Origin of the sequence: Candidatus Methylospira mobilis, from assembly GCF_009498235.1 — a bacterium.
Taxonomy (GTDB): Bacteria; Pseudomonadota; Gammaproteobacteria; order Methylococcales; family Methylococcaceae; genus Methylospira; species Methylospira mobilis.
Genome location: NZ_CP044205.1, coordinates 2421969 through 2447245, shown reverse-complemented (window position 1 = coordinate 2447245; position 25277 = coordinate 2421969). Strand labels below are relative to the sequence as shown.

Genomic DNA, 25277 nt, shown 5'->3' with positions numbered 1-25277 from the left:
GCTAATCCATCGACTGGCCCAGGAAAATCTGGTAGGACGCTGAACGGAAAGCTTTATTCAGCACCTTCCCGGCAGGGCGCTGGCGGCTTTGGGCTGTTATCGCGTCTTACCTAATAATCCGCTAAACTGCGCATACCGTAATTTAGAACTTCAAAATAGTGGAACAACCCGAGGACACCGACAAACTGCGTGAAGAAGCCATCGCGTGGCTGGTGCGTCTGCATGCGCCCGGATGTAATGAGGCCGAACGGCGCGCTTGTAATCGATGGCTGGCGGAAAGCCCCCGGCACCGCGCAGCCTACGCGCAGGCCGAAGCGCAGTGGCGGTGGATGGAGCAGTTCAAATCGCAGCGCTTCCGTGCGCGTGAGGATGCTTTACGCTACAGGCCGAAGAACAAGCTTACACCAAAACGGCTTGTTATTTTCGCAACCGCAGCTTCGCTGCTGCTGTTTTGCGGCATGATCGTCTTAAGGCTGGGCGGCTGGTACGACGTCGGCACCCGTTACATCGCTGCTAAAGGCGAGCGCGAGGTCGTTGTTCTCAATGACGGTTCGCGTCTGGAGCTTAACACCGACAGCGAAATCAAGGTCCATTTGAATCGCTGGCGGCGCAGCGTGGAGTTGGTCAGGGGCGAAGTTTATTTCAATGTGACGCACGATGGCGAGCGGCCTTTCGAAGTACAGGCCGGGGGAGGGCGCACCACGGATATTGGCACGGCTTTCGAAGTTTATCTCCAGCCGGAAACCGTGCTGGTCGCCGTCCAGGAAGGTCGTGTCAGGGTCGAAGCCCGCGGCAGCTGTAATCTGGCTGCGGGTCAACAGATCACTTATAATCGGCGGGGAGAATTTTCCATGATACCTGCCCGGGAAATCGCAGATCTCACCGCCTGGCGGCAGGGCCGGATGGTATTCCACGATCGTCCTTTAAGCGAAGTGCTAAGCGAAATCGGACGTTATCACGATATCAGCATCCGTATTTCCGATGCCAAACAGCGCAACCTGCGTGTCAGCGGCGCGTTTCGCACCGCCAGTCTCGACGCCATTCTTAACACCATCACCTCCACCTTGCCGGTCAAGGTCGAGCGTATCAATGAACATGAAGTTCTGCTGAAGCCTCTGGGCAAAAAAAGCTGAGCCTGAACGTTTCTGCGTAAGCAATCGCGAGCAAATCATAGAAGGCTTGCGCCCGCATTTGTTTTTTCTACGCAAGCCGGTTGATGCGTTCGCTGCGAACGGGCGCAAAATCCTGTTGGTCGTTCAGTCCATCGAAGAGTTCAATGCGTATTTCACTTGGACATGCAAACCGAATATTTGCAATTTTTTGTAAATACGTGGCGGTTTGATCGATGCGGTACGTCTACTTGTGTGAGACTGCAATAAGGGTAGTGAGTTTTACTTGGCTTCCTGGTCAGCCTCTATTCGGTCCGGCAACGTATCCGCTGCAAAGGCATGGGTATGGAACACAAGATAACTTCCTGGATATTCAGATAATTTATGAAACGACGCGAACTGCTGAAACTTCCCATGCTGGCGGGCATCGGTATTGCCGCTCCCGCTTTCGCTCAGACCCAGCCCAAGTCCATGGTCAAGTCGACCGCCGGCACGCCGGCACAGTTTCTGCCCAAATTGCCGGCCGATCCGAAGCCGGAGGTGAACGACATTGAAAAGTACCCGATGTGTCCCTATTGCGGGATGGACCGACGTTTCAATCACAGCTCGAGGATGCTGATCCATTACGGAAACGATTTGCCGGATCCGCTTTGCTCCATACACTGCGCCGCGATCAGTCTCGCGCTGAATCTTGCGCTTGATCCAAAAGTCATTTATGCGGGAGATAATGCGCCGGATGTGGATCCAAAGCCTCTGGTCGAGGTTGGCAAGGCTACCTTCCTTGTCGGCAGCGACCTGCCTGGGGTGATGACCTGGAATAGCAAGGTCGCCTATGGCAACGCTGAAGCGGCCGCCGCAGCGCAAAAAATCCATGGCGGTCAGCTCGCTGATTTTCAGCAGACCTTGCGAATTTCCTTCACCGATCTTGCCGACGATGTCGACAAAATGCGCAAGAACCGTGAAGAGCGCCGCAAAAGAGCCGCCGGCCGTCAACAGCGCTAACGTTTGTCTCTCATGCCATAGAGGATGATCCGTGAAAATCATGATAGAAATTTTATTGATGATGGCGTTGATGTGGGTCGTTAATGCCGAAGCTTCTTCTTTCCGCGACTGCGCCGGCTGCCCGGAGATGGTAGAGCTGACGGCCGGAAGTTTTCAGATGGGTGCAGCAGGACAGCGCGCGGCGATGACCGAACCCGTGCATAGCGTGGCACTGCCGCGCTTCGCGATAGGGAAGTATGAAATCACTCGCAAGGAATGGAAGGCGGTGATGGGGGGCGGTCCTCCCGGCAAGGCCGGCGCCTGCGGCGATGCATGTCCGGTGACGAGCGTTAACTGGCATGAGGCCCAGGTATTCGCGGAGCGGCTGAGCGCCAGGACCGGCAAGAAATACCGGTTGCCGACGGAAGCTGAATGGGAATATGCCTGCAGGGCAGGAGAACAGCGTGATTTTTGCGGGGGGGACGACCCGGGTAAGGCGGCCTGGTACGGAAACACGGAAGGCGGGGCTCAAAAGGTCGGGTTGAAGCAGCCCAACGCCTGGGGTTTGTACGACATGAGCGGCAATGTTTGGGAGTGGACTCAGGATTGCAAGCACGCCGATTACAACGGTGCGCCTGCGGACGGTTCGGCATGGGTGGACGCCGGCGGGTGCGGTAGCCGTATTTTGCGCGGAGGGTCGTGGCTCAGCGGTTCCCAGTATAGCCGCGCCGCATTGCGTTTTGCTTTTTCTCCCGAATATCGTAGCGGCGATTTCGGATTCCGTATCGTCAGGACTTTGGATTAGCAGGTTCCCCATGTTAAATAGGGCTGTTCCTAGCGGGTCAGAGAGCATGAGCCATCAAGTGTAGCATCATGGCGTTATCCTTTGCGCAACAAAGGATACACAATCTCCGGCCCGTTTCCTTATCGTGCGTTTTTTGATAACAGCGGTTTTCCCTAAATTCCAATTCAGCATTACATCAGATGTTCAGATACCGACAAGTTTGCCGGAGCCGGATAATTCCGTTCGTACCGTTTATCCTGCTTGCGATGATTGCTGCGTGTTCCGGCGCCGGACCTCAGGCCAAGCTGCCTGCCGGCGGCGATTTCATACTGCAATCCGCCGACGGCCCGTTCGATACCCAGGCGCAGCGCGGCAAGGTTTTGCTGCTTTATTTCGGTTATACGAGCTGTCCCGACAATTGTTCACCCATCTACGGCGCGCAGGCGCTAAAGCGGCTTTCAGCCGAAGAGCGCGCCAGGGTGCGCATGGTGCTGGTGACCGTTGATCCGCAACGCGATACGACGCAGCGCTTGAAGGACTATACGGCTTATTTTCATCCGGAAATGATAGGCGTGACCGGCACCGTGGACGAGATTGACGCGGTGGCAAAGCGCTATGGCGTCGGTTATGAAAAGCAGCCGGTGCGACCGAACGGCAGTTATGCGGTCGATCACAGCCAGCAGACCTATGTCATAGCGCCAGACGGCAAACTCGCCGCCGTGCTCGGTTTCGACACGCCGGTAGAGAAAGTGGTGGCCGCGGTCAGAAAGCTGTTATGAAAACGCTGCATCCTTCGACCCTGGCGCTGGCGGCGCTGACCATCGCGATGGCGCTGTTCTGCCTGAGTTTTATCGATGCTGCGCTGCTTGCGCGATCACGCGCTGCCGAGCGGGCGGAAACCGCCGGGCTGGCAGCGGGGCTCGGTCTCGCCGATCTTGCCCTGTTCAACGAGGCGCGCTATACCCGGCACCCGGCACAGGCGGATTTGCACTCGGCCTTTCAGGATCATCCGCTTGCCTTCGACCATTTTCCAACCGGCAGCCTGATGCCGCCACGGACTTATGCCTATGAACTCCTGGATAGAAAAACAGCGCAGCCTGATTGATTTTACGCTGGCTTCGCTGGCGCGGCGCAAGACGCGCAACCTGGGGTTGCTGACGGTTTATGCAGCGCTGGTCTTCGTGCTGGCTTCGGTGATGCTGTTTACGCACGCGCTGCGTCAGGAAGCGGCCGCCGTGCTGGCCGGCGCGCCCGAAGTCATACTCCAACGCATGGTGGCCGGCCGTCACGACCTGATTCCGCCCGACTACCTGGACAGCATTGGCCGCATACGCGGCGTGCAGCAGAAGCAGGGGCGGCTGTGGGGTTACTACTACGATCCGGTGATCAAGGCCAACTATACTTTCATGGTGCCCGGCTACACAGTCAGTGACGGCGCGCTGGTCATCGGACCGGCGCTGGCGCGTGCGCGTGAGCTGACGGCAGGCAGCGCGGTGTCTTTCCGCTCCTATTCCGGCCAGTTGTTTACTTTTAAGATTGCGGCCGTGCTGCCGCAGCGCTCCGAATTGGCCAGCGCCGATCTGGTGCTGCTGTCCGAACACGACTTTCGCGCCTTTTTCGCCTACCCGGCGGGTCATTACACCGACATAGCGCTGTCCGTGGCCAACCCGAATGAGGCGCGCACCGTGGCCGCCAAGCTGGCGAGCGCCTTGTCTGATTCCCGTCCCATCCTGCGCGAGGAAATACTGCGTAGCTACGCATCGCTGTTCGACTGGCGTGAGGGCATCGTGCTGACCGTGCTGTCGGGTACGCTGTTCGCTTTCGCTATACTTGCCTGGGACAAGGCTGCCGGGCTGTCCGCCGAAGAAAAACGCGAAATCGGCATTCTCAAAGCCATTGGCTGGGAGACCGGCGATGTGATTAAAATGAAATTCTGGGAGGGAGCGATGATCTCGCTCGCCGCTTTCCTGATAGGCTACATAGCCGCCTATCTTCACGTTTTCCGCTTCGATGCGGGACTGTTCGAGCCGGTGCTGAAGGGCTGGGCCGTGCTTTACCCTCGTTTTTCACTGACCCCGGTCATAGACGGCGTATCGGTATTGACGCTGTTTTTCTTCACGGTCATTCCTTACACGGCGGCTGTGCTGGTGCCGATCTGGCGCGCGGCGACAACCGACCCTGATGCGGTGATGAGAGCATGATAGAGCTGAATGAAATTCGTAAAGCATTCAACCAGGGTAAACCCAACGAATATTGGGCGCTGAGCGGCGTCGATCTTTCCATTGAGGCGAAAAAGGTCACTGTTCTGTGCGGTCCCAGCGGTTCGGGGAAAACTACCATGCTGACCATCATCGGCTGTCTGGCGCGCCCGACGCAGGGGCGCGTCAGGTTCAAGGGCGAAGACATTTCCGGACTGCCCGAGCGTTTTCTTACTGAAATCCGCCGTCAGAGCTTCGGTTTTATTTTCCAGCAGTTCAACCTGATCAAGGGACTCACCGCGCTTGACAATATCATGCTTCCCGCCGCGCCCACCGGCAGGCCGCACCGTGAAGTGCGCAACAAGGCCATGGCCCTACTTGATCGGCTCAAGCTTGCGCAACGCTGCGACGCGCGCGTGGAATGGCTGTCCGGCGGCGAGCAGCAACGCGTCGCGATTGCTCGCGCGTTGATCAATGATCCGGAAGTGGTGATCGCCGACGAACCGACCGCGAATCTCGACACCATGCTGTCGAAGCAGTTCATGGGGATATTGGCGGAATTGAACGCCGAGGGGCGGACAATGCTGGTCACCAGCCACGACCCGCTGGTAATCGAATCCGCCGACATCCATCGCGTGGTTCATATGCGCGACGGCAGGATTGTCGCATCGTGATTTTTCAGCCCTCGATTATTGCGCTGTTGCTGGCGTCCGGCCTGGGTGTCGGGATGCTGTTGACCGCTACGCCGTTCGCGCTGCAAGTGATCCGCTACTGGGATATCGGCAGCGGCTCCGAGCTGCAACTGACGCTGGAACGGCGCATCTATCTGTTTTCAACGCTGGTCACCTTCGTGCTGGCGTTACAGCTTGTTTCCTTGCTGCTGTTCGTGTTCAACGCCGACCGAATGGCGGTGATGTTCGTCGGCGCGATGTGCGCGGTGGGTACGCTTAACGCTAATAGCTACGGTTTTCCGGCGCTGAGCGCACAGACGGCGATGTTCTTTCTTGCTTCGATGTGGCTGACGATCAATCATGTGGATACGCGCGGCCGCGATTATCCGCTGGTGAAGATCAAGTACGGCCTGTTGATCGCCATGCTGCCGATGCTGGCGGCGGTGCTAATGCTGCAATGGCGATATTTCTCCGGTCTTCGCACCGACATTATCACCTCTTGTTGCGGCAGCCTGTTCTCTAGCGAGGCTCATGGCTTGTCCGGGGATCTTTCCGCGCTGCCTCCCGGTTTGGCGCTGATTGCTTTTTATGGCTCGCTGACGCTGGTCGTGGGGGCGGCGGTTTTTTATAGTCGATACCGCCGGGGCGGCTATGTTGTTGCTGCTGGCAGCGCCGCCGCCATGTTCGTCGCTGTCGCCGGCATTCTGTCTTTTCTGTCGCTCTACCTTTATGAACACCCGCACCACCACTGCCCGTTCTGCATTCTGAAACCGGAATACGATTACCAGGGATACTGGCTCTACGTGCCGCTATTCACGGCTACAGCGGCAGGACTGGGCATCGGCGCAATTCAGCCGTTCCGCGGCATGGCAAGCTTGTCGGATATCGTGCCGGAAGTTTCCGTGCGCCTGGCCGCGGTTGCAGTGGGAGGATACCTGCTGTTCGCCGCTATCGCTACGCTGATGGTAGGACGATCCAACCTGATTCTTCTGGAATGAACATACAATGAGAAGTCTGGCATTTCTTGTCGCTTTTTTTACATCTGCCGTGCTCCTGGCGGCAGAGCCGCCCAAGCCCGACACGAAAAGTCTCTGTCCGGTCTGCGGCATGCTTGTTGCCAAGTATCCGAACTGGGTGGCTACCGTAGTGTGGAAGAACGGCCATGCTCATCATTTCGATGGCGCCAAGGATATGTTCAAGTTTCTTTACGATCTTGCCAGGTACGCTCCCGGTCACAAGCGCGAGGAAATCAGCGCCATTTATGTGACCGAGTTTTACAGCCTGGAAAGAATCGATGCGAAAAAGGCGCTTTTTGTCACCGGCTCCGACGTGCTTGGCCCGATGGGCCATGAACTGGTGCCGCTGGCAACGCCGGAAGACGCCGCCGATTTTATGAAAGATCACAAAGGCAAGCGCATGCTCCGCTTCGATCAGGTTACTGCCGATGTGCCGGTGGGCTTGGATGCGGGTAAGTTTTGAAAATGGATGCCGCCTACGGACGAGCCGTTTCCTTGCCTTTATACAGGGGCCATGAATCCGAAAGTTTTTCCGGCCCATGAAGTCTTGTTCTGCGTGTCATCATGTTTCAGTTTACACGCTTGAAGCTCCCATGGCATACCGGACCTTTGAGCAGTGCCGTCACATCGCGCCCATGTTCGCATTCCCCGATTAATGCGAATACTGGATCCAGTGCTTCAAAGAAACCGGCGATGATGTCAGGCCTATGTTCGATGCATACGAAAACGCTGTTGGCGGCCAGATAGCCGCGCGCCAGCATTTCCTGAGTGATCAGCGTCTTGTAAGCCAGCCCGTTGTTGGTGCAAGGGAAGTTGATACGCGCCATTGAAGGCAACCCCCAATGTCTGATAGGAACGTCATATTTGTCGGCGAGGTGTTGCCAGCCCTGGCGTATTTCGAATCCGGTACGGATCACGGCGTCCCATGGCGCTGTTTGCTCCATGATCTCCAGTGTTTTCAACGCGGCAGCCGGTCCGATACGATCAGTCCAGAACGTGCTGCTGATCAGCGAGGTTTGCGCTGCTTCCATTATCTGGCGTTTTCCCAGAATTGCCGATATCGCGTAACCGTTGCCCAGCGTTTTGCCGAACAGCGCCATGTCGGGTTCTACATCGTATCTTTTGTGCACGCCGCCCAGTGTTTCGCGAAAGCCTGAGGTGCATTCATCGAAAATCAGCACGATGCCGCGCTCGCTCGCCAGTTTGCGCACCTGATGCAGAAAACCGTCCTGAGGCTCCGTGTGGCGTGCTATTTCCAGCTTGATGGCGCCGATATCGTGTTGCTGCACCAGTGTTTCCAGCGATGCGTAATCGTTATAGACGAACGGAAGAGCGGTTCCGCTCAGCGTTTTCGGTATGCCGTTGGGTTCAAGGCCAGGCAGGAACTGTTGCGCCAGACAGTCTTTATCGTCGTGGCTGGCCGACATATACCAATCGTGCCAGCCGTGAAAGCCGCAAAAAGCCACTTTATCCCTGCCGCTGGCGGCGCGCGCGATACGGATGGCGACCGCATTGGCATCGCTGCCCGTGCGTGCAAAGCGCGCCATATCCGCCCAAGGGTGAAGTTCGATCAATTTTTCCGCCAGATAGACTTCCTCAGGGCCGTTCAGTGTGGACATATTGCCGTCGGCGATCACCTTGCACACCGCTTCGTCAACCGCAGGGTGGCCATAACCAAGGAGATGCGCGCCGATACCCATGATGGACATGTCGATATACTCGTTTCCGTCCATATCCCATACTCTGCAGCCTTTCGCTTTGCTGAAATAAGCCGGCCACAAGTCAGGCAGGAACGATTCCGGACGTTTGGCCAGCAACATATTTCCGCCTGGAATGATCTGTTTTGCGCGTTTCCAAAGTGTTTGACCAGTCTGCATGATGCTCCCTTAAAACGGATTGATTAAGTCCATCAATAGACTCAGGGTGGATTTCAAGTTGTTTTTTGTCGAGGATACAAATTCTTATAGTGCGCTCAGGGGGGCTTTGTCGACCCATGAGCAGCACTGCATTTTTCAGTATTACACGAGCTTTACGGCCGATAGTGTTTATCTAAAGATAGACGCCTGCGTCCGGAAAACCCGCCAATTAATCTGAAAATTGAAACGGCAAATAATATTTAACTTTTCTAAAAAAAGTTGGCGGTTTTTACCTGTCTTCGGCGTCTACGAAATATGCCAGATTGACAAGAAGGGATAAAAAAATCATGAAACAGATCGTAACACCTTTAATGGCTGCGTTTCTGACAGGATTGGCGCAAGCGGCTTACGCCGAAACTCCTGCTCAGGCATCCACACCTGCTCAATTGCCGACAGTTACGGTGAAGGACACAGCGGAGAAATCGCTGGTAGACGGTGTGGAAGAGGGGGGGGACAACTATGTGATCGATCACACCTCGACAGCGAATAAAATGGATACGCCGATCATGGATACGCCGTTCGCCGTACAGTCCATAACGCGCAGAACCATGGACGACCAGCAGGCGATCAGCGTGCAGGACGCGATCAACGCCAATACCAGTTCCGTAGTGCAGGGCAGCCCCGCGTTTACCTATCAGACTTACACCATACGTGGCTTTAATACAGGCAACTATATTTATATGAACGGACTGAGAATTGGCGACAGTATGGGGATGGATACCAATAACGTGCAGTCGATCGATGTGCTGAAAGGCGCGGCCGCAATGCTGTACGGGCTGGTGCAGCCGGGCGGCATGATTAACCTGAATCTGAAGCGCGCCTCGGATACGCCGTATTATTCGTTGCAGCAGCAGTTCGGTTCTTTCGGAATGTACCGCACCACGGCGGATGCGACCGGCGCTATTACACCTGATAAAACGCTGCTTTACCGGCTCAATGCCCAGTATTACACCACGGGCTCTTTTATCGACAACATGTCGACCAATCAGGACACGCTGGTGGCGCCGTCGCTGACATGGAAGCCGACAGAACAGTTTACGCTGAACCTAGACTACCAGTATCAGGACAAGGCGATGGTTATGTATCCCGGCCTGCCCGCAATCTATAACCGGCCTGCGGCATTGCCGGTCAGCACTTATCTCGGCGACTCCAGCATCACCAACAGTCCGTTGACTCGTCAGGTTAGAAATTATGTCGGCTATGACGCTACTTTCAAGTTCAACGACGACTGGAGCCTGGTTAACCGTTTCTATTACCAATACATGGGGAACTATAACTCAGGTACGTCAGTCAGCGGCGTTACTCAGAATACCGGCGCGGCTACGCGCAGCACGAATATCGGGCAGTTCTTCGAAGACAGCATCGCCACCAACCTGGATCTTAAGGGTAAATTCGAAACCGGTCCGGTAAAACATTCGACCTTGCTCGGTTTCGATTACTTTTATATGAACAATCCGGCGGACGCGCTGAACTTCGGATTGGCCGGCTATCCGGCCGGCAAGTTCAATATATATAACCCGGCTACCTATACCGGTACCGGCGTACCGTTCAGTAGTGCGAGCAATCTGGTATATACCCAGAACTATCAAAACTGGACGGCGGCGTATGCTACGGACCAGATGAGCTTCTTCGACGACATGCTGCAGATACTTCTGGGCGGGCGTTTCGATTCGCTGATTGTCGGTAACGGATTCGGTTCGCCCGCTTTCCCCGCTACCAGCAATAGAACGAATCTCAGTCAAGCTTTTGCCACCACCAGCGCATGGAATCCACGCGCCGGTATCGTGCTGCAGCCTGAAAAGTGGATTTCGATCTACGGCAACTTTACGCAGACGCTCAGCCCCAATGCGGGCGGTTACAGCGGCGGCTTTCCTCCTTATCCTCCTTCTTACGGTACGCAGTTCGAAGGCGGCATCAAGATGGAATTCTTCGACAAGCGCTTGATGATGACGCTGGCGGCTTACGATATCACCAAAACCAATGTGATTATGGGCGGCACTAACCTGCTTTCGGCTCCTACTTTCTATATCAACGGATATCCGACTTCAATACCTGCTTCGGCGGAAAGCCGGGGCGCAGAACTCGACATCACCGGGCGCATCGACGAGAACTGGAGCGTGATCGCCAACTATACCCATGACGACGTCTGGTACACCTCTGGGCAGCCTTATGTCGCATCCGGCGCCACTGCGACGATTACCACGCAGTACGCCGTTGCCGGAAACCGGTTGCCTGGTGTACCCGCTGACATGGGTAACTTGTGGGTGAAATACGAGGGAGATGGGGATCTCAGCGGTCTGAGCACCGCTCTGGGCGTTCAAGCTATGGGGCAACAGCAAGGCGACAACGCCAACTCGTATCAGCTGCCGGCCTATGCCGTTGCCAACGCGATGATCGGTTACAGCTTCCCGCTGCTCGGCAAAAAGGTCACGGCGCAGCTGAATCTTAAAAACCTGTTCGACAAACAGTATTACCTGACGGCGAGCAATCGTTTCAACATTATTCCGGGAACACCGCTTAACGTGATGGGTGCGTTGCGGGTGGATTTCTAATCATCGTCTGCGTAGCGCTACGGAGGTATGTAATGGTCAACAAAAACCGGACACCTGTTCAGGCAGCGTTTCGATAAAATTCCCGCTCGAATTCGAGAGGGGTCTGATAACCCAATATTGAGTGTGAACGACGGCCATTATAAAAAGCCAAATAATCGATCACACTCAGTTTTGCGGCCTCTTGGGTCTTGAATTTTTCGTAGTTGAGCTGCTCATGCTTCAAGCTGCGAAAAAAGCGTTCGGTCGGCGAGTTGTCCCAACAGTTCCCTTTACGGCTCATACTCTGTTCCATCTTCATCACTTCTAAATGCCGGCGATATTCCCGGCTCGCATACTGGCTGCCACGATCCGAGTGATGCAACAGACCGGGTGGCGGCTTACGGCGCCAGAAGGCCATTTGCAAGGCCTTGACGCACAGCGAGGTCCGCATGTGATCATCAATCGCCCAGCCCACGACTTGCCGGGAAAACAGATCGATGACCACCGCGACATAAAGCCAGCCTTGTAGGGTCCACACGTAGGTAATATCTGTCGTCCATACTTGATTGGGTTTGGCAACCTGGAACTGCCGGTCCAAGCGGTTGGGCGAAATGGCCTCGTTATGGTTACTATCGGTGGTGACCTTAACTCGCCTGGGATAGCGAACCTTCAACTTTAAATCTCGCATGATGCGCCGCGTTTTAAAACGCCCAACGGCATGACCTTGTTTTTGCAATCGATCCGCTAAACGACGCGAACCAAAGCACTGTTTATTGTCGATGAAAATCTGCCTCGCCTTCTCGGCAAGCTTTTGATCTTGTTGATCCTTATCGCTGTCCTGTCGGGCTTTTAACCACTCATAATACGCACTGGTACTCACCTGCATCACTCGACAGAGCACGGTCACTGGATACGTCTTCTGTTGCACCTGAATAAACCCGTACTTTATTCGGCTTCTTTCGCAAAGAAGACTGCGGCCTTTTTTAAGATTTCACGCTCCATGCGTAATTGTTCAATTTCCTTGCGCAAACGAATCAATTCATCGTGATCCCCCAGATTCAAGCCTGGCTTTTTCGTCGCAGACTCATTGCCGGAAGGCTTGCGTTCCGTCCGGACCCAGCGTCCCAGGGCACTTAATGATATGCCCAAATGATCGGCAGCCTGGTTCAGGCTGTAGCCTTTTTCAAGAACCAGCTTGGCGGCATCCTGCTTGAATTCCAGACTGTATTTGGGGCGCTTGTATTTTGTCTCGTTTGTCTTCATGCTCACCTCTGCTGACAGTATAAATTCTGCCTTTGGAAGTGTCCGGGTTCATTAAACCATTACATTTACTCAGGGTTCCACGCTGGAAATGGTGCGGCAGATGGTAGGGGAAGGGGAGGTCGATTACGTCGAGTTTTTGATCGATAATTTTCTGCATGTTCCTGTCAAGGAAGTTGCAGAGGCCTTCGATTGTCCGGTCGGCTTTCATATTATGCATTCCCGGTTTCTGGAAAGCGACGAAGATCATTTGATCTCGTTTGCCAAACGTTTGCGCGAGTTTATCGATGCGATGAAACCCTTGTACGTTTCCGATCATCTGGCGCATTTCTCCAATCCGAAAGGACGGCAGCTTTACCATCTGGCGGAACTGGATTATCAGCGCGATTACGAGCGGGTGAGGCAAAAAGTCGAATGGTGGCAGGAACAGCTGAGGCAGCCGCTTTATCTGGAAAATTTTCCATCGATCATGGACAGCGGAGCGGACGCACCGGAATTTTTCATGCGTCTAGCAAAGGAGACCGGTTCCGAAACCCTGTTCGATGCGTCCAATGCTGTTTGCGCCTATCTTAATTGCGGTCTCGCGCTGGACAGTTGGGAAAACGTCATCGACTCGACCCTTCATTATCATGTGGCGAGTTACCGTCAGTCCCTGACGGAGAACCCCTCAGTCATCGTGGATTCCCACGACGGTTTAATGTCCGAAGAAACGCTGGGATTCCTTGCAGGTTATAAAAAACGTTTCGAAAAACCCGGCGCGACCATGACTTATGAGCGTGATCAGAATATCGAATATGACAGCATCGTATCCGATATCAGAAAGTTACGCGCTGTCTTCTGTGATACGGAAGGAGCGGCAGCATGAACGGGAGACTGATATTCGACTCCGATCTGCTCAACCTGCTGCCGGTACCTCACCCGGTCTGGGATCATCAGTCGCTGGATACGCCTGACTGGCAGGGCGCTTATCCGCGCCATACGCGCGCCTATGTTCGTCTCGATCTCAGTTTTCGTGTTTATTGGCATACCTTGTACGATGTCTGTCCTGAGTTGATCGGCCTTTCAGGACAGCCTGACGGCTTGCCCATATTCCGCCCTTTCATGATGTGGGCTGAAAAATTGCAGTTATCGTTTAACTGGACGTTTTATCTTTGGGTTTATTGCTGGCTGCTGCAATCAGAATTCGCCACAAAGCTGACGCCGGAAATTGTGCACAAACTGATCGCGGCTTCGGCGGCGCGCTGGGCGGTGATGGACCGCGGCATCAACAGCGGCATCGTGATTGGCGGAAGCGATTTTCCGGAAGTTTTTGCCGGATGGAAGCAACATGCCGTTGACGGAAGGCGCGAAGTGGAATTGATTGAACTGGACGAGCCGTTGCCGAAGCCGGAGCAATGGCTGGGTTATTTTACCGTGCCGCAATTCGAGTTGGATTTGTTTCCTGGTTGGTCCGAGATACCGCAGTGACGGGTTGTTTCCTGCGCATGTACGCAAGCTGGAAATTATAAAGATTCGATGAATCTGCCCTACAGATTCATCGGAAAGTACATACCTGTTATGGCGGATCGGGTATGTGCGGGCAGAAAATTCCGCCGTATTGTTTGATACTTATCTTTAGGAGAGAATAGTATGAAAATCAAAGTAGCAAAAAAACAGGCTTTGACCGTAAACGTAATTGGTTCCGCACAGTGCGGCGGCACCATTTGCAGCTCCAGCGCCGCATAAGTAAACCGAGGCTTCTTTACCAATACTGGTGACACAAGCCCTAAGGGTTTAACTAGGGACTCCGTATTTTGTATACTAACAGAATACGGGGTTTTATGAACTCCGGTTTGTTGAAAATCATTCGATTCCGTATCTTTTCTGATTTCAGCAGGATACGAGCAGAATCTGTTCCCTATGAGCGATCTATACCTAATCCTTCAATGAAAGGGCGCGAATTCCTGCGCGGTTTTTTCCCGCTGTTTTTTACCTTCGGTATTGCGCAGTTGACGCTGCAAATCGATCTGGTCATGCTGTCTCGTTTGAGTGAGACATCCACGATTGCTTATATTGCGCTGATGCGCATCGCCGTACTGGACGCTATTATTATGATGGCAACAGGGGCAGTGACTTCCGTTTTCGTATCCCGGGGGCGGCGGGATGGAAACGTTGAAATCGTCGTCCCGCAAATGATAGTGATCAGCGTATTGATCGGCGTAGTTACAGCGGTGGCCGGTTTATTGTTCTATCCTCATCTGGCCGCTCTGTTGTTGGATAATCGTGAACTGTCTGGACTGGCGTCCGATGCAGTGTTTTGGTTTTCGATCAGCGCGCCATTTCGCATGATTGCGTGCAGCGCTACGTTTATTCTGATTGCGTTAGACCATGGAGGTCTCGTGATCGTCTGGAAGTGTATCGAGTGCCTGCTTAAAATTCTGTTGAATTATGTGCTGATATTTTTCTGGGCACGGGGCTTTAACGGTTGCTACATAGCCGGCGTTATTGTCATGCTGCTGACCAGCCTTGGGTCTTTGATTGTTATACGCACGGAACTGAATTTGCGTTTGTGTTGGCCGAAACGCGCGTGGCTGCGGGATTTTGTCTGTAATATCGGCTGGGAAGTGCAGCGCCTGTTGTCGGCACAAATTTACGGATTGCTGACGCTGGTGCTGTTTTCGTCTTCGTACATCGTGCCGATGAAAATGGAGCGCCTGAGTGCTGTTTCAATGGGAACCGCGCTGATGTTGCTGCTGAGCGCTCCGCTGATGGCGTTAATGCGCTCGTTCTCGCAGCAACTGGCAGGCTGCTCAATGCTCGTCATGATTTCGACTTTCAATTTATTATGCCGGACAGGCTTACCGCCTGTACTGGGGGTGACGGCCGCACTGCTGCTCCGCGGAGATTGGCTAGTGAAGACTTTGTACGGCCAGTTGCACGGGAGGTGGTGGTCGGTACTGCTGTTGATGTTGTCGTTATCGTTGCCCTTGCGTTACTTCAATCAGTTGCAGCGCGGATTACTGCTGGCGCGTATGCAGTTCAACCTGGTCGCCAGAGTGGATACCCGCATTATCTGGCTTTTTAACTTTCCTGTGATCGTTGCCGGGCTTTATTTTGATAATCCGTTTATTGCCTTCAGTCAGATCTTTGTGGGAGAACTGCTGGCGATGGTGTGGATGGGAAGGGGCTATTTGCTGCCGTTTTACCGGATATCCGCCATTGGTCGTCCACGCATTAAAAAGACGCGCCGGATGGTGTCCGGAACCGGTTTATCCCCTCATCTGGCAATGGCCGTTCGCTATTCCATACCCTTGTATACCTTGCTATTACCTGATGAAGCACTATAAAAACCGTTCCCCCTGATTAATATTGAATAGTTGGGTTAATAAAGCTCCTGTCGCGCGAGCAACTTATTTATTCAGCAGGCGGGACATGCGATCACCACGTCAAATTTTTTCTCCACAGGGTGCTTGTCTTAATGGCGACATATACATTAAAATTTAGAAAAAATGATTCCTCTGATAACGATATTCATGTCGAGGTGAATGTTCCCTGCCGGAGAAGGGCTGCTATTTATAATGATTTCCTGGTAATTGCATATAACACGCTATTTGGAAAGTTTGGAAACGTTACAGCTCCGGCCTTGTCTTTCTCTGACGCCTCTCGCAGCTTGTTTTATTCAAAAAGATTTTCCTGCGCGTTACAGAATAAGGAGCTTATAGAAAGTCTGGCCAGAATTATGGATCAGTATGTGGCGTCGGGTGTGATGGCTGATTTTAACCGATGCCGAACCCATTTGTATTGTGTATTGCAAAAAGAAGTTGGGAAACCCTCTTCTATAGATGACTTTGCCCTGGATGGCTTTGTAAGTGATGCGAAATTTTTCAACAGTGCAGATGAAAACAACAGATTAAAGTGCAAGTCGCTTGAACTTAAAAAATACAAAGAGCACGGTCAGGCTTATGCCGATTATTTTAACTGGGTAATAGACCGGAAAATATGGGTTGGTCATGAGTCGCGCAAAGCGCAACGTGAACTGCTAGATGGGCTGGATGCGTTTTTTATTAGAAATCCACGCACTAAATACGCGATCGATAAGCAGATATCGCATTTCCTGAGCAATATTCGGCTGTTGATCGATAGGCTATCAGCTGACTGGGAACTTATTGGCGAATTTTTTGGTGATGAGCTGGAAAAACTAAGCGCCATTGAGTGTACAGGCAGCGATTTTCATAAGGGGGGGCAGCAGGTTTTAATTCTGACGTTTAGTACGCGCTCATGCTATAGAAAACTGGTGTACAAACCCAGGGATGTCGAGGCTGATTGCTATCTTGTTGGATGTATAGAAGACCTGGGCAAGGTAAAAGATACGCTGCTTTCAAGAATTAACGATGATAAGGAAAAGTTCGAGGCGGATATTATAGACGTATCGAGAAAAAACTATTTCCTGACAGGGAAAAGCCTGTCTGAGATTCTGAACGGCGCCATGAGAGATGACGGCTGTTCCTTGCCCACCTATAAAATCCTGCCGCGTTTTCCCGGGTCCTTGTTTCTTACAAAAGAAACTACGGGTATTCCAGTGCGGGAGTCTTACGGATACGTTGAGTTTTTAAGTCACGAAGAACACGACTACAATAATGCAACGCAAAATGATGCGGAAATATTCTATTCCGTATGGGGAAAGCTTATAGCCATGGCCCGTTTATTTTCCATTGCGGATTTGCATGTGCAAAACGTAATTACACATGGTAATAAACCTTGTCTTATAGATTTGGAGGATAGTTTTAAAAGAAAATTCAACGAACTGGCGGACACGTTTATTTTTTCAGGCAAAATGAGGGTATGGGGCGCCATAGATAGTGAGCATGATCCTGGTGAGTTTTCATATGTAATTTCGATGGATGAAGCTCGGGGGTTTTTTGTCACGCAGCATTCTTTCAGTGATGTTGATGGCCTGGAACAAAATGGAAAAAATAGAGTTTCGTTAAATGGCGAAAAGTATCCGCTTAAAGATTATGTCGATCGACTTGCAAAGTTTTTTGAAAAAACGATAACCAAGGTTGTTGCCAATGAAGCGCTGTATGTATTTCTTGAAGATATAGAAATGATAACTACCCGGTATGTAGCTGAAGGAACGTGGGGATTGGTAAAGGCGAAGTCCGCGTTGTATGGGTGGTTGTGCAGTCATGGCGCATGCGATCCTTCGGCGATTGTCAATGAACTTGGAAAGGATATTAGTAGGATTGGCGCCGGGATTGAGATGACGGTGCCGGATTCGCGTGCTTTCGGAGTAACATGGGATTCATTAAATGCCTGGCTTTTATGGAGCGCCGATAATAACCTGAAGGACTTTTCCAGTCTTGATATCCCATTTTATGTTCACAGGCTCAATGACGCCAATTTGTACAATTCATTTGGTTTTAAGGTGAATGCCGATGAAAACGCAGCAACTGATGGAAATAAAAAAACGTATTTGCCGGAGCCATCGATGGCGGCTGTGCGCACTCAGATACAATTCGCAGATAAAACGGCATTGGTCGAGGAGTTAAGGAAACAATTAAAACAGCTAAGTATAAATATGAATGCCATGAGTAAAAATAGTGAAGAGTGTGAAGCAGCACGCGTGTGTCGCAATGTTTTCTGATGCAAATCATGTGATTAATATTTGTCGATTATCCAACTAAATCACTGCTAATGGCACAGGAGCTTGGTCGTAACAATGCGTACCGTTTCAGAACTGTATAGACTGATCGATAACAACATTCTTGACGGAAAACTGTTTATTCAAGGTATCGAGGAGTTTCACGACTTGGCCGGGTTGTTTGAAGCGGCAGGCAACTCGGACTCGCAAGTAATCCTCGACGCCAACGCCCGGTCATTGACGGTTACCGGTAAACTTAACTTCTCCGGAGAAACAGTTGATTTCAAAGGCGATCTGACCCAGGCCAGCGCAATGCGCTATAACTTTACGCTTGGCGGCTCTTTACGTCCTGATCTTATTTTCAAGATTGACGGCATAGACTGGTTTAAACTGAATACGCTATCTGTATTTTTTAATACCGCTCTTATTTCATTTTCCGGTGATTCAGGTATGGGCGATATATCGCTCACTAACGGCGGACTTAAGGGATTCATCGAATTGCAACAGGCCGAATTAACTGCCAGTGTGGATTTTCCAAATGGGGATAATACCTTATGGGTACTAAATGCTGCGCTGGTTTTGAACGGCGGCGCAAATCTGGAAATTTTGAGTGAACTGTGCGGTGATGATAGTTGGATCAATCTGATGCCGGATAATTTGAAAGTGCAGTTTTCGCTTCTGTCGCTTGATTTAAAGGTGAAATTCGATCGCCGGCAAAAAACCGTTCCGCTGTTTTTTGTTACGGCCGGTTTGGAGCCGTATATCGATTTGTTAAATAACGGCATGGCGTCATTCGATGACTTGAAGGTTTTTTTTGTGATTCGGAATGCGACAGACCCTGAAAAACGGCGGGCTTATAGCGCCGTTCAAGCTTCCTTTAAAGTGTTAGGCGTCCGCTTTAAGGTCGCCGGCAAACTTCCGGATCTTTACCTTACCGGCAATCTGATCCCGGAAAATCCGCTCTATTTAACGGAATTGCTGGCCGCATATGCGCCGGAGTATTCGGTCGTTTTGAAGCAAACCGGTCGCGACATGATGTTTCATGCGTTGAGTCTACGCCTCGACGTACCCAACAAAACGTTCTGGCTTTACGCACAGTCCTACATGGATTGGGAAATCGTACCCGGTAAGCTGGTGCTTGCCGCGCCGCAAATGAATCTTGTCGTTACCGCCCAGAAAACGGAAGCTGTCGTGACGGTCTGTTTTTATATCGATTCGAACAATCGCGTCATCCTCAACGCCAGGTTTCAGAAAGACAGAGCGCTGGTTTTTTATGGCGGTATCGAGCAAATTTCCATCGGTAGTCTCGTCTCTGGTCTGGCGAATCAGTTGAGTTTGCAGGCCGAGGTATCTTCCGCGCTATTCGGACTCCCGCTAAACGACATTCAGGTTTCCCTGGACTTGGCGGTCGAGCGTCTTGCTTTCGACGGCGCGCTTGAGATTGCCGGCGCTCAATTACGCTGTATCGTCACTATCGACAACGGATTTTGGGAAGCGGCGGTTGATATTTGCGGCCGGCCATTTGCACTGGAACTGTCGGCCGCATGCGACTTCAGGGCGTCATGGACTGCCACCGGCCCCAGCGACCACCTGAGTTTCACCGCTGTCGCCGAAGCGTTCGGTGTCACCTTGACCGCCGCTCCGGATATTGCCTATCCCGCTTTGGAAGGCGCGACGTTCGCTTACGACGTTGCCGGGAAATCGTTGGCGTTCGACGTCGTATTGGCTGATTACTGCGCACCGGCCGGTGTTTCCTGTGCGTTGCAAGGCGGTAGCCGCGGCGGTTTAATTCAGTTCAACATCGTGACAAATGACAATACCTGCGCTTGAAGCCGCTCATACTACCAGGCATGGCGCTGTGTCAAGGCTGTCGGGAGGTTAACCTGTGGCATTTCACTTGAACGGGCGGGATTTTGAGTCGATGACCGTTTCAAAAAAGCATAGCCATTATAAAAAATAACTTTAAAACAAGTTGTTATGGTTATGGTATGTTTTATGCTTTTCAATGATGGTTATATACTCTTGATAGCATTTGAACTTTATGGATGGATGCTCCCTAGCCGCTATAAAACCGCAATGAGCGTGAAGGCGGTCGAGTTTTTGCCAGAGTCCAAGCTGCTCCTGACTATCAACAACTTGCTACTGCTGATGGTTGTAGATTCTAATCGTCGTTTCATCCGGACCTGCAGCCGATAAAATTATTTTGCTTCCCTGTGTGCGCCTGCAAGCGCATAAAAAAATGTCTAAATGCCGCGTTGGCAAAAACCTGGAATTTTTCGATGCCGTCCATCCGCTTTTCTCCCGGTAATACTTGCAAAACGGCGGGGGGGAGTCGACTTTTCGCAACATCCCTGGTGTCGGTAATCATGGCTGTTACCGTATCTACAGCCTGTGCGGAAGAAGCCATGCATGTTTTCAGTATTGCCGCTCAGCCCCTGAGCAGCGCATTGCAGCAACTGGCCAGGCAGTCCGGCGCGCCCTTGTTTTTCGCCGAGCAAACTGTTGCTGCTAAACGCAGCAACAGGGTGAAGGGCAGTTACACTACGCGTCAGGCGCTGAAAAAACTGCTGTTCGGAACCGGCCTGAGTTATGCGATTACCCCGGATGGCGCGGTTTCAGTAAAACCGGAGGATGCGCCTGTTCAGGCGCCATTCAATCTGTTGCCGGCCGTGATGGTCGCGGGGCCGGATGAAGATGCGGGGCCGGATGAAGGCGACGACCGCTATCTGATGGACCATTCCTCGACTGCAAATAAAATGGACACGCCGATCATGCAGACGCCTTTCGGTATTCAGGGTACTACGCATAGAACGATGGACGATCAGCAGGCCATCAGCGTGCAGGATGCAATTGGGCCGAATGTCAGCGCCATTGTTCCAAGCCCGAGCGCCTTGAGTTTCCAAACGTTCAGTATTCGCGGTTTCAACACCGGTAACAATATTTACATGAACGGCCTGCGCATGCTTGACAGCATGGGGTTCGACACCAATAACCTGCAGTCGGTCGATGTGCTGAAAGGCGCTTCCGCGATGTTGTATGGACAGGTCCAGCCGGGCGGTATCGTTAATATGAATTTGAAGCGGCCATCGGAGACATCTTATTATTCGTTGCAGCAACAGTTCGGCTCCTATGGGATGTACCGCACCACAGCGGATGCGACCGGCGCGCTGACGCCTGATAAAACAGTGCTGTACCGGATCAACGGGCAATATTACGACACCGGCTCATTCATCAATCACGGGGCTACGCAGGACGTGCTCGTCGCGCCTTCGCTTACCTGGCATCCCGTCGATCGATTCAAGCTGAACCTCGACTATCAATATCAGGACAGGGCCATCGTCGAATATCCCGGCCTGCCCGCGATAGGCAATCGCCCGGCGGCGTTGCCGGTCAACACTTATCTCGGCGATGCGAGTTTTACCACCAGCCCGATTATGAGGCAGAAAAGAAACTATATCGGCTATGACTGGATTTTCGAAATGAGTCGCGACTGGAGCGTGGTTAATCGTTTCTATTATCAATATCAGGAAATGCAGGACTCATACTCGGGCATCACCGCTCTTAACCCGATAACGGGAGGGGCAACGCGCATGATGAATGTAGGCCAATGGCCTCAAGGCACGATTGCAACCAATCTGGATTTGCGGGGCAAGTTCGAGACCGGCGTTATCACGCATTCCGCTTTGCTCGGTTTCGACTACTATCATATGAACGAACCGGTGACTCCCTTCAATTTCGGTCTTGGCGGCTATCCAGCCGGAGCGTTCAATATTTATAATCCCGCCACTTATACCGGCACCGGAGTACCCGCCAATACCAAACCCTTATATATTCAAAGTGCGCTGGGCTGGACGGCGGCTTACGCTCAGGATCAGATTTCGTTTTTCGACGATAGGCTGCACCTGCTGATTGGCGGACGATACGACTCGTTGGTGATGGGGAACGGTTTTGGTTCTCCCTCTTTGGCTGAGGCTACCCATCGGCAAAATCCCGGTAACGCCACCAGTACGGTCAGCGCCTGGAACCCGCGCGTCGGCATCACCTATCAGCCTGCGCCATGGTTGTCCATTTATGGCAATTTTACCCAGGCGATCAGTCCCAATGTTTCCAGCCCGGGCGGTGGTAACTCACCTTACCCGCCTTCATACGCCACACAGTACGAAGGCGGCGTTAAAATGGAGTTTTTCGATAAGAGTTTAATGGTGACGCTGGCCGCTTTTGATATTGCCAAAACCAATGTCATCATCGAAGGAACCAATCTCTTTTCGGCGCCTACCCTGTATGTCAATGGGATGCCGACCTTTCTCCCCGCCGCTGCGGAAAGCCGCGGCGTCGAGCTGGATATTACCGGACGCTTGAGCGATCACTGGAGCGTGATCGCCAATTATACCCACGACGACGTCTGGTATACCTCAGGGCAGCCGTACATCGCTTCCGGTCCCAATGCGACGCTGACTACCGAATATGCTGTTGCCGGCCTGCGTTTGCCTAATGCCCCGGCCGACATGGGGAATTTTTGGGCGAAATACGATGCAGATGGCGACTTCACGGGGATGAGCGCTGCGCTGGGCGTGCAGGCGCTGGGCATACAGGAAGGCGATAACGCCAATTCATTTCAGTTGCCGGCCTACGCCATAGTCAATGCGATGGCATCGTACAGCTTTCCTTTTCTTGGCAACAGGGTGACCGCGCAACTGAACATCAAAAATATTTTCGATAAAACCTATTACGCGGCTGCGACGAACCGCTACAACATACTGCCGGGAACGCCGTTAAACGCGATGGGGTTGCTGCGAGTGGAGTTCTGATACGGCACAGGAGTCCAGCCATTTTATGCGCAGCGTTTAAACCAAGTGAGCGACCTTAAGCAGTACGCCCACAATCTCTGTGGATTGCAGCATGCCTACGGCAACGACCCAGCGGATCAGTTCGACTTTGGTTTCCGATATGCGCGCATTCGTTTCAGTAATAGACTGCTTTGTTTCTGCGCGAAGCACCTCAATATCCTTGCTCAGCCTCAGCTCAAGTTCTTTAAGTCTTGCGTCCAGCGTATGGTTGGTAACGAGACTACAGCATCACCCCCTTTAATCCTTTTCCGAAAACGGTGGATAGCCGTTACTGGACGCTATCCCTTGGGCGTGATTCAGCAAATAACCCCGATTTCCCCGTTTGCCAGCCCTTTCAGGATAAAGGTCTTGGCTGATCGTGCGTTAAAAATCTTTTCCACAAAACCTGTTACGCTGCCGCTACGAACCGATACAACATCCCGCCGGGAACGCCGTTAAACGTGATCGGCTTGTTACGGATGGAGTTTTGAAGCGGCGCGGACGATGTCTAACTATTAAACGCTGTCTAGTTTGTATACGCCGTTTAGGTGGTCCGTTTACTTTCCCGTTTTTACGGTTCTGTAATAAATCATTGTATTAAAAAGAGTAAACAATAAGTTTCCTCGTTGGCACAGTCATTGCCCTATCTCTTCTGTCCCGGACTACGGTTACGGGAAATATCGGCTTCCGGCTGATATTTAAGGATGCCCCGCAAGCGGGGCTGTGATCTACCTTGAGGAGATAGATAGAAATGGCTATAAGCGCAGCTACCAAAGCCGCAACCGACGCCCTGGCCACACATCGTGCGCCCACCAGCGTCAATGCGCAGGAAGTTCACCGTTGGCTTCAAAGCTTTAACTGGGAATTCAAAAACAACCGCACCAAGTACGCCACCAAGTACAAGATGGCGAATGAAACCAAAGAGCAGTTCAAGCTCATCGCCAAGGAATATGCGCGCATGGAGTCCGTCAAGGACGAGCGCCAGTTCGGCAGTCTGCAGGATGCGCTGACGCGCTTGAACGCCGGCCATCGCGTGCATCCGAAATGGAATGAGACCATGAAAGTGGTTTCCAACTTCCTGGAAGTGGGCGAGTACAACGCTATTGCCGCAACCGGCATGCTGTGGGATTCGGCGACCGCCGCCGAGCAGAAGAACGGCTACCTGGCCCAGGTGCTGGACGAAATTCGTCACACCCACCAGTGCGCCTACGTGAACCACTACTTCGCCAAGAACGGTCAGGATCCTGCCGGTCATAACGATGCGCGCCGCACGCGCACCATCGGGCCGCTGTGGAAGGGCATGAAGCGCGTATTCTCCGACGGGTTTATTTCCGGCGACGCGGTCGAGTGTTCCATCAACCTGCAGCTGGTCGGCGAAGCCTGCTTCACCAACCCGCTGATCGTAGCCGTTACCGAATGGGCTGCAGCCAACGGCGATGAAATCACTCCGACCGTGTTCCTGTCGATCGAAACCGACGAACTGCGTCATATGGCCAACGGCTACCAGACCGTGGTATCCATCGCCAACGACCCTGCTTCGGCAAAATACTTGAACACCGACCTGAACAATGCTTTCTGGACGCAACAGAAGTACTTCACGCCGGCGCTGGGCATGCTGTTCGAGTACGGCAGCAAGTTCAAGGTAGAGCCTTGGGTTAAAACCTGGAATCGCTGGGTTTATGAAGATTGGGGCGGCATATGGATCGGCCGTCTCGGCAAATATGGCGTCGATTCGCCGAAGAGCCTGCGCGATGCGAAGAAAGACGCCTACTGGGCGCATCACGATCTGTTCCTGCTGGCTTATGCGTTATGGCCCACAGGCTTCTTCCGCCTGAATCTGCCGGATGCGGAAGAATCGGCCTGGTTCGAAGAGAACTACCCTGGCTGGTACGATCACTACGGCAAAATCTATGACGAGTGGCGCGCGCGCGGCTGCGAAGATCCGTCATCGGGTTTCATCCCGTTGATGTGGTTCATCGAAAACAATCATCCGATCTATATCGACCGCGTATCCCAGGTTCCGTTCTGCCCGACGTTGTGCAAGGGCGAAAGCACGCTGCGCGTACATGAGTTCAACGGTCAGAAGCATACCTTCAGCGACCAGTGGGGCGAGCGCATGTGGCTGTCCGAGCCGGAACGTTACGAGTGCCAGAACATCTTCGAACAGTACGAAGGACGCGAACTGTCCGAAGTGATCAAGGAACTGCACGGCCTGCGCAGCGACGGTAAGACCTTGATCGCGCAACCGCATGTACGTGGCGACAAGCTGTGGACGCTGGACGACATCAAAAGGCTGAACTGTGTTTTCAAAAACCCGGTCGATGCGCTGAATTGATGCTCTATCGGGCTTCATCCCTCGATGCGG

23 protein-coding genes are annotated in these 25277 nt (G+C 52.7%); 18 read left to right on the top strand and 5 right to left on the bottom strand.

The genetic code is table 11. The features are described from left to right. Positions 1–158 precede the first annotated feature (158 nt). The 9 genes from F6R98_RS11040 to F6R98_RS11000 all read left to right on the top strand — a co-directional run bounded on the left by F6R98_RS11040 (position 159) and on the right by F6R98_RS11000 (position 7222). Positions 159–1133 (top strand): FecR family protein, encoded by a 975-nt coding sequence (locus F6R98_RS11040; RefSeq protein ID WP_153249067.1) that lies wholly within the window; start codon positions 159–161, stop codon positions 1131–1133. A 360-nt stretch (positions 1134–1493) separates the two neighbouring features. Further along, positions 1494–2111 (top strand): nitrous oxide reductase accessory protein NosL, encoded by a 618-nt coding sequence (locus F6R98_RS11035; RefSeq protein WP_153249066.1) that lies wholly within the window; start codon positions 1494–1496, stop codon positions 2109–2111. A 40-nt stretch (positions 2112–2151) separates the two neighbouring features. Next, entirely contained in the window at positions 2152–2895 is a 744-nt protein-coding gene (locus tag F6R98_RS11030) for a formylglycine-generating enzyme family protein (protein WP_228124834.1), read from the top strand. A gap of 179 nt (positions 2896–3074) precedes the next feature. After that, positions 3075–3653 carry an SCO family protein gene (locus F6R98_RS11025; protein ID WP_228124833.1) on the top strand — a complete coding sequence of 193 codons (579 nt, stop codon included), beginning with the start codon at positions 3075–3077 and terminating at the stop codon, positions 3651–3653. Further along, positions 3650–3979 (top strand): hypothetical protein, encoded by a 330-nt coding sequence (locus F6R98_RS11020; RefSeq protein WP_153249065.1) that lies wholly within the window; start codon positions 3650–3652, stop codon positions 3977–3979. The genes F6R98_RS11025 and F6R98_RS11020 overlap by 4 nt, the downstream gene beginning before the upstream one ends. After that, on the top strand, positions 3942–5075 hold the full coding sequence (locus F6R98_RS11015; RefSeq protein ID WP_153249064.1) for an ABC transporter permease: 1134 nt from the start codon (positions 3942–3944) through the stop codon (positions 5073–5075). The genes F6R98_RS11020 and F6R98_RS11015 overlap by 38 nt, the downstream gene beginning before the upstream one ends. Further along, entirely contained in the window at positions 5072–5746 is a 675-nt protein-coding gene (locus F6R98_RS11010; RefSeq protein ID WP_153249063.1) for an ABC transporter ATP-binding protein, read from the top strand. The genes F6R98_RS11015 and F6R98_RS11010 overlap by 4 nt, the downstream gene beginning before the upstream one ends. Then, positions 5743–6741 carry a hypothetical protein gene (locus tag F6R98_RS11005; protein ID WP_153249062.1) on the top strand — a complete coding sequence of 333 codons (999 nt, stop codon included), beginning with the start codon at positions 5743–5745 and terminating at the stop codon, positions 6739–6741. The genes F6R98_RS11010 and F6R98_RS11005 overlap by 4 nt, the downstream gene beginning before the upstream one ends. A 7-nt stretch (positions 6742–6748) precedes the next feature. Further along, entirely contained in the window at positions 6749–7222 is a 474-nt protein-coding gene (locus F6R98_RS11000) for a nitrous oxide reductase accessory protein NosL (protein WP_153249061.1), read from the top strand. 106 nt (positions 7223–7328) lie between these two features. Here F6R98_RS11000 and F6R98_RS10995 read toward each other — a convergent pair whose 3' ends face one another. Then, complete coding sequence (locus F6R98_RS10995) at positions 7329–8636, bottom strand: aminotransferase class III-fold pyridoxal phosphate-dependent enzyme (RefSeq protein ID WP_153249060.1); 1308 nt, start codon at positions 8634–8636, stop codon at positions 7329–7331. 326 nt (positions 8637–8962) lie between these two features. Here F6R98_RS10995 and F6R98_RS10990 point away from each other — a divergent pair, with 326 nt between their 5' ends. Further along, a complete protein-coding gene (locus F6R98_RS10990; RefSeq protein ID WP_153249059.1) occupies positions 8963–11227 on the top strand; it encodes a TonB-dependent siderophore receptor in 2265 nt (754 codons plus the stop codon). 58 nt (positions 11228–11285) lie between these two features. Here the strand turns inward: F6R98_RS10990 and F6R98_RS10985 are convergent, their stop codons facing one another. Further along, the gene (locus tag F6R98_RS10985) at positions 11286–12134 is read right to left on the bottom strand and encodes an IS3 family transposase (RefSeq protein WP_265588086.1); all 849 of its coding nucleotides are present in this window, start codon (positions 12132–12134) and stop codon (positions 11286–11288) included. A gap of 17 nt (positions 12135–12151) precedes the next feature. Further along, positions 12152–12469, bottom strand: coding sequence for a transposase (locus tag F6R98_RS10980; RefSeq protein ID WP_153249057.1), 318 nt, complete (start codon positions 12467–12469; stop codon positions 12152–12154). A gap of 58 nt (positions 12470–12527) precedes the next feature. Between F6R98_RS10980 and mbnB the strand changes: the two genes are divergently transcribed. The 6 genes from mbnB (at position 12528) to F6R98_RS10950 (ending at position 19916) form a co-directional block, all read left to right on the top strand. Continuing rightward, positions 12528–13331 (top strand): methanobactin biosynthesis protein MbnB, encoded by an 804-nt coding sequence (gene mbnB / locus F6R98_RS10975; protein WP_407079311.1) that lies wholly within the window; start codon positions 12528–12530, stop codon positions 13329–13331. Further along, positions 13328–13933: a methanobactin biosynthesis protein MbnC gene (gene mbnC, locus F6R98_RS10970; protein WP_153249055.1), complete on the top strand. Its 606-nt coding sequence runs from the start codon at positions 13328–13330 to the stop codon at positions 13931–13933. The genes mbnB and mbnC overlap by 4 nt, the downstream gene beginning before the upstream one ends. Before the next feature lie 162 nt (positions 13934–14095). Further along, the gene (mbnA, locus tag F6R98_RS10965; RefSeq protein WP_153249054.1) at positions 14096–14191 is read left to right on the top strand and encodes a methanobactin; all 96 of its coding nucleotides are present in this window, start codon (positions 14096–14098) and stop codon (positions 14189–14191) included. A 200-nt stretch (positions 14192–14391) separates the two neighbouring features. Continuing rightward, a complete protein-coding gene (gene mbnM, locus F6R98_RS10960; RefSeq protein WP_194269895.1) occupies positions 14392–15792 on the top strand; it encodes an MATE family efflux transporter in 1401 nt (466 codons plus the stop codon). Between the two features lie 131 nt (positions 15793–15923). Next, entirely contained in the window at positions 15924–18089 is a 2166-nt protein-coding gene (locus F6R98_RS10955; RefSeq protein WP_153249052.1) for a DUF4135 domain-containing protein, read from the top strand. Positions 18090–18164: 75 nt separating this feature from the next. Then, positions 18165–19916, top strand: a complete 1752-nt coding sequence (locus tag F6R98_RS10950; RefSeq protein WP_153249051.1) for a hypothetical protein — start codon at positions 18165–18167, stop codon at positions 19914–19916. 343 nt (positions 19917–20259) lie between these two features. Here F6R98_RS10950 and F6R98_RS21625 read toward each other — a convergent pair whose 3' ends face one another. Then, positions 20260–20454, bottom strand: a complete 195-nt coding sequence (locus F6R98_RS21625; protein WP_194269894.1) for a hypothetical protein — start codon at positions 20452–20454, stop codon at positions 20260–20262. On the opposite strand from F6R98_RS21625, the gene F6R98_RS10945 reads away from it, so the two are divergent. Next, the gene (locus F6R98_RS10945; RefSeq protein ID WP_194269893.1) at positions 20453–22894 is read left to right on the top strand and encodes a TonB-dependent siderophore receptor; all 2442 of its coding nucleotides are present in this window, start codon (positions 20453–20455) and stop codon (positions 22892–22894) included. The two genes, F6R98_RS21625 and F6R98_RS10945, sit on opposite strands and share 2 nt — an antisense overlap. 36 nt (positions 22895–22930) lie before the next feature. On the opposite strand, the gene F6R98_RS10940 is transcribed toward F6R98_RS10945, so the two are convergent. Continuing rightward, positions 22931–23083: a hypothetical protein gene (locus F6R98_RS10940; protein ID WP_153249049.1), complete on the bottom strand. Its 153-nt coding sequence runs from the start codon at positions 23081–23083 to the stop codon at positions 22931–22933. 580 nt (positions 23084–23663) lie between these two features. Here F6R98_RS10940 and mmoX point away from each other — a divergent pair. Beyond that, the gene (gene mmoX, locus F6R98_RS10935) at positions 23664–25247 is read left to right on the top strand and encodes an aromatic/alkene monooxygenase hydroxylase subunit alpha (RefSeq protein ID WP_153249048.1); all 1584 of its coding nucleotides are present in this window, start codon (positions 23664–23666) and stop codon (positions 25245–25247) included. The last annotated feature ends 30 nt before the right edge of the window (positions 25248–25277 follow it).

Excerpts from the sequence above, each read along its gene's own strand:
- F6R98_RS11035 (WP_153249066.1), top strand. The coding sequence starts at position 1,494 with ATGAAACGACGCGAACTGCTGAAACTTCCCATGCTGGCGGGCATCGGT.
- F6R98_RS11030 (WP_228124834.1), top strand. The coding sequence starts at position 2,152 with ATGATAGAAATTTTATTGATGATGGCGTTGATGTGGGTCGTTAATGCC.
- F6R98_RS11025 (WP_228124833.1), top strand. The coding sequence starts at position 3,075 with ATGTTCAGATACCGACAAGTTTGCCGGAGCCGGATAATTCCGTTCGTA.
- F6R98_RS11020 (WP_153249065.1), top strand. The coding sequence starts at position 3,650 with ATGAAAACGCTGCATCCTTCGACCCTGGCGCTGGCGGCGCTGACCATC.
- F6R98_RS11015 (WP_153249064.1), top strand. The coding sequence starts at position 3,942 with ATGAACTCCTGGATAGAAAAACAGCGCAGCCTGATTGATTTTACGCTG.
- F6R98_RS11010 (WP_153249063.1), top strand. The coding sequence starts at position 5,072 with ATGATAGAGCTGAATGAAATTCGTAAAGCATTCAACCAGGGTAAACCC.
- F6R98_RS11000 (WP_153249061.1), top strand. The coding sequence starts at position 6,749 with ATGAGAAGTCTGGCATTTCTTGTCGCTTTTTTTACATCTGCCGTGCTC.
- F6R98_RS10995 (WP_153249060.1), bottom strand. The coding sequence starts at position 8,636 with ATGCAGACTGGTCAAACACTTTGGAAACGCGCAAAACAGATCATTCCA.
- F6R98_RS10990 (WP_153249059.1), top strand. The coding sequence starts at position 8,963 with ATGAAACAGATCGTAACACCTTTAATGGCTGCGTTTCTGACAGGATTG.
- F6R98_RS10980 (WP_153249057.1), bottom strand. The coding sequence starts at position 12,469 with ATGAAGACAAACGAGACAAAATACAAGCGCCCCAAATACAGTCTGGAA.
- mbnC (WP_153249055.1), top strand. The coding sequence starts at position 13,328 with ATGAACGGGAGACTGATATTCGACTCCGATCTGCTCAACCTGCTGCCG.
- mbnA (WP_153249054.1), top strand. The coding sequence starts at position 14,096 with ATGAAAATCAAAGTAGCAAAAAAACAGGCTTTGACCGTAAACGTAATT.
- mbnM (WP_194269895.1), top strand. The coding sequence starts at position 14,392 with ATGAAAGGGCGCGAATTCCTGCGCGGTTTTTTCCCGCTGTTTTTTACC.
- F6R98_RS10955 (WP_153249052.1), top strand. The coding sequence starts at position 15,924 with ATGGCGACATATACATTAAAATTTAGAAAAAATGATTCCTCTGATAAC.
- F6R98_RS10950 (WP_153249051.1), top strand. The coding sequence starts at position 18,165 with ATGCGTACCGTTTCAGAACTGTATAGACTGATCGATAACAACATTCTT.
- F6R98_RS10945 (WP_194269893.1), top strand. The coding sequence starts at position 20,453 with ATGGCTGTTACCGTATCTACAGCCTGTGCGGAAGAAGCCATGCATGTT.
- F6R98_RS21625 (WP_194269894.1), bottom strand. The coding sequence starts at position 20,454 with ATGATTACCGACACCAGGGATGTTGCGAAAAGTCGACTCCCCCCCGCC.
- mmoX (WP_153249048.1), top strand. The coding sequence starts at position 23,664 with ATGGCTATAAGCGCAGCTACCAAAGCCGCAACCGACGCCCTGGCCACA.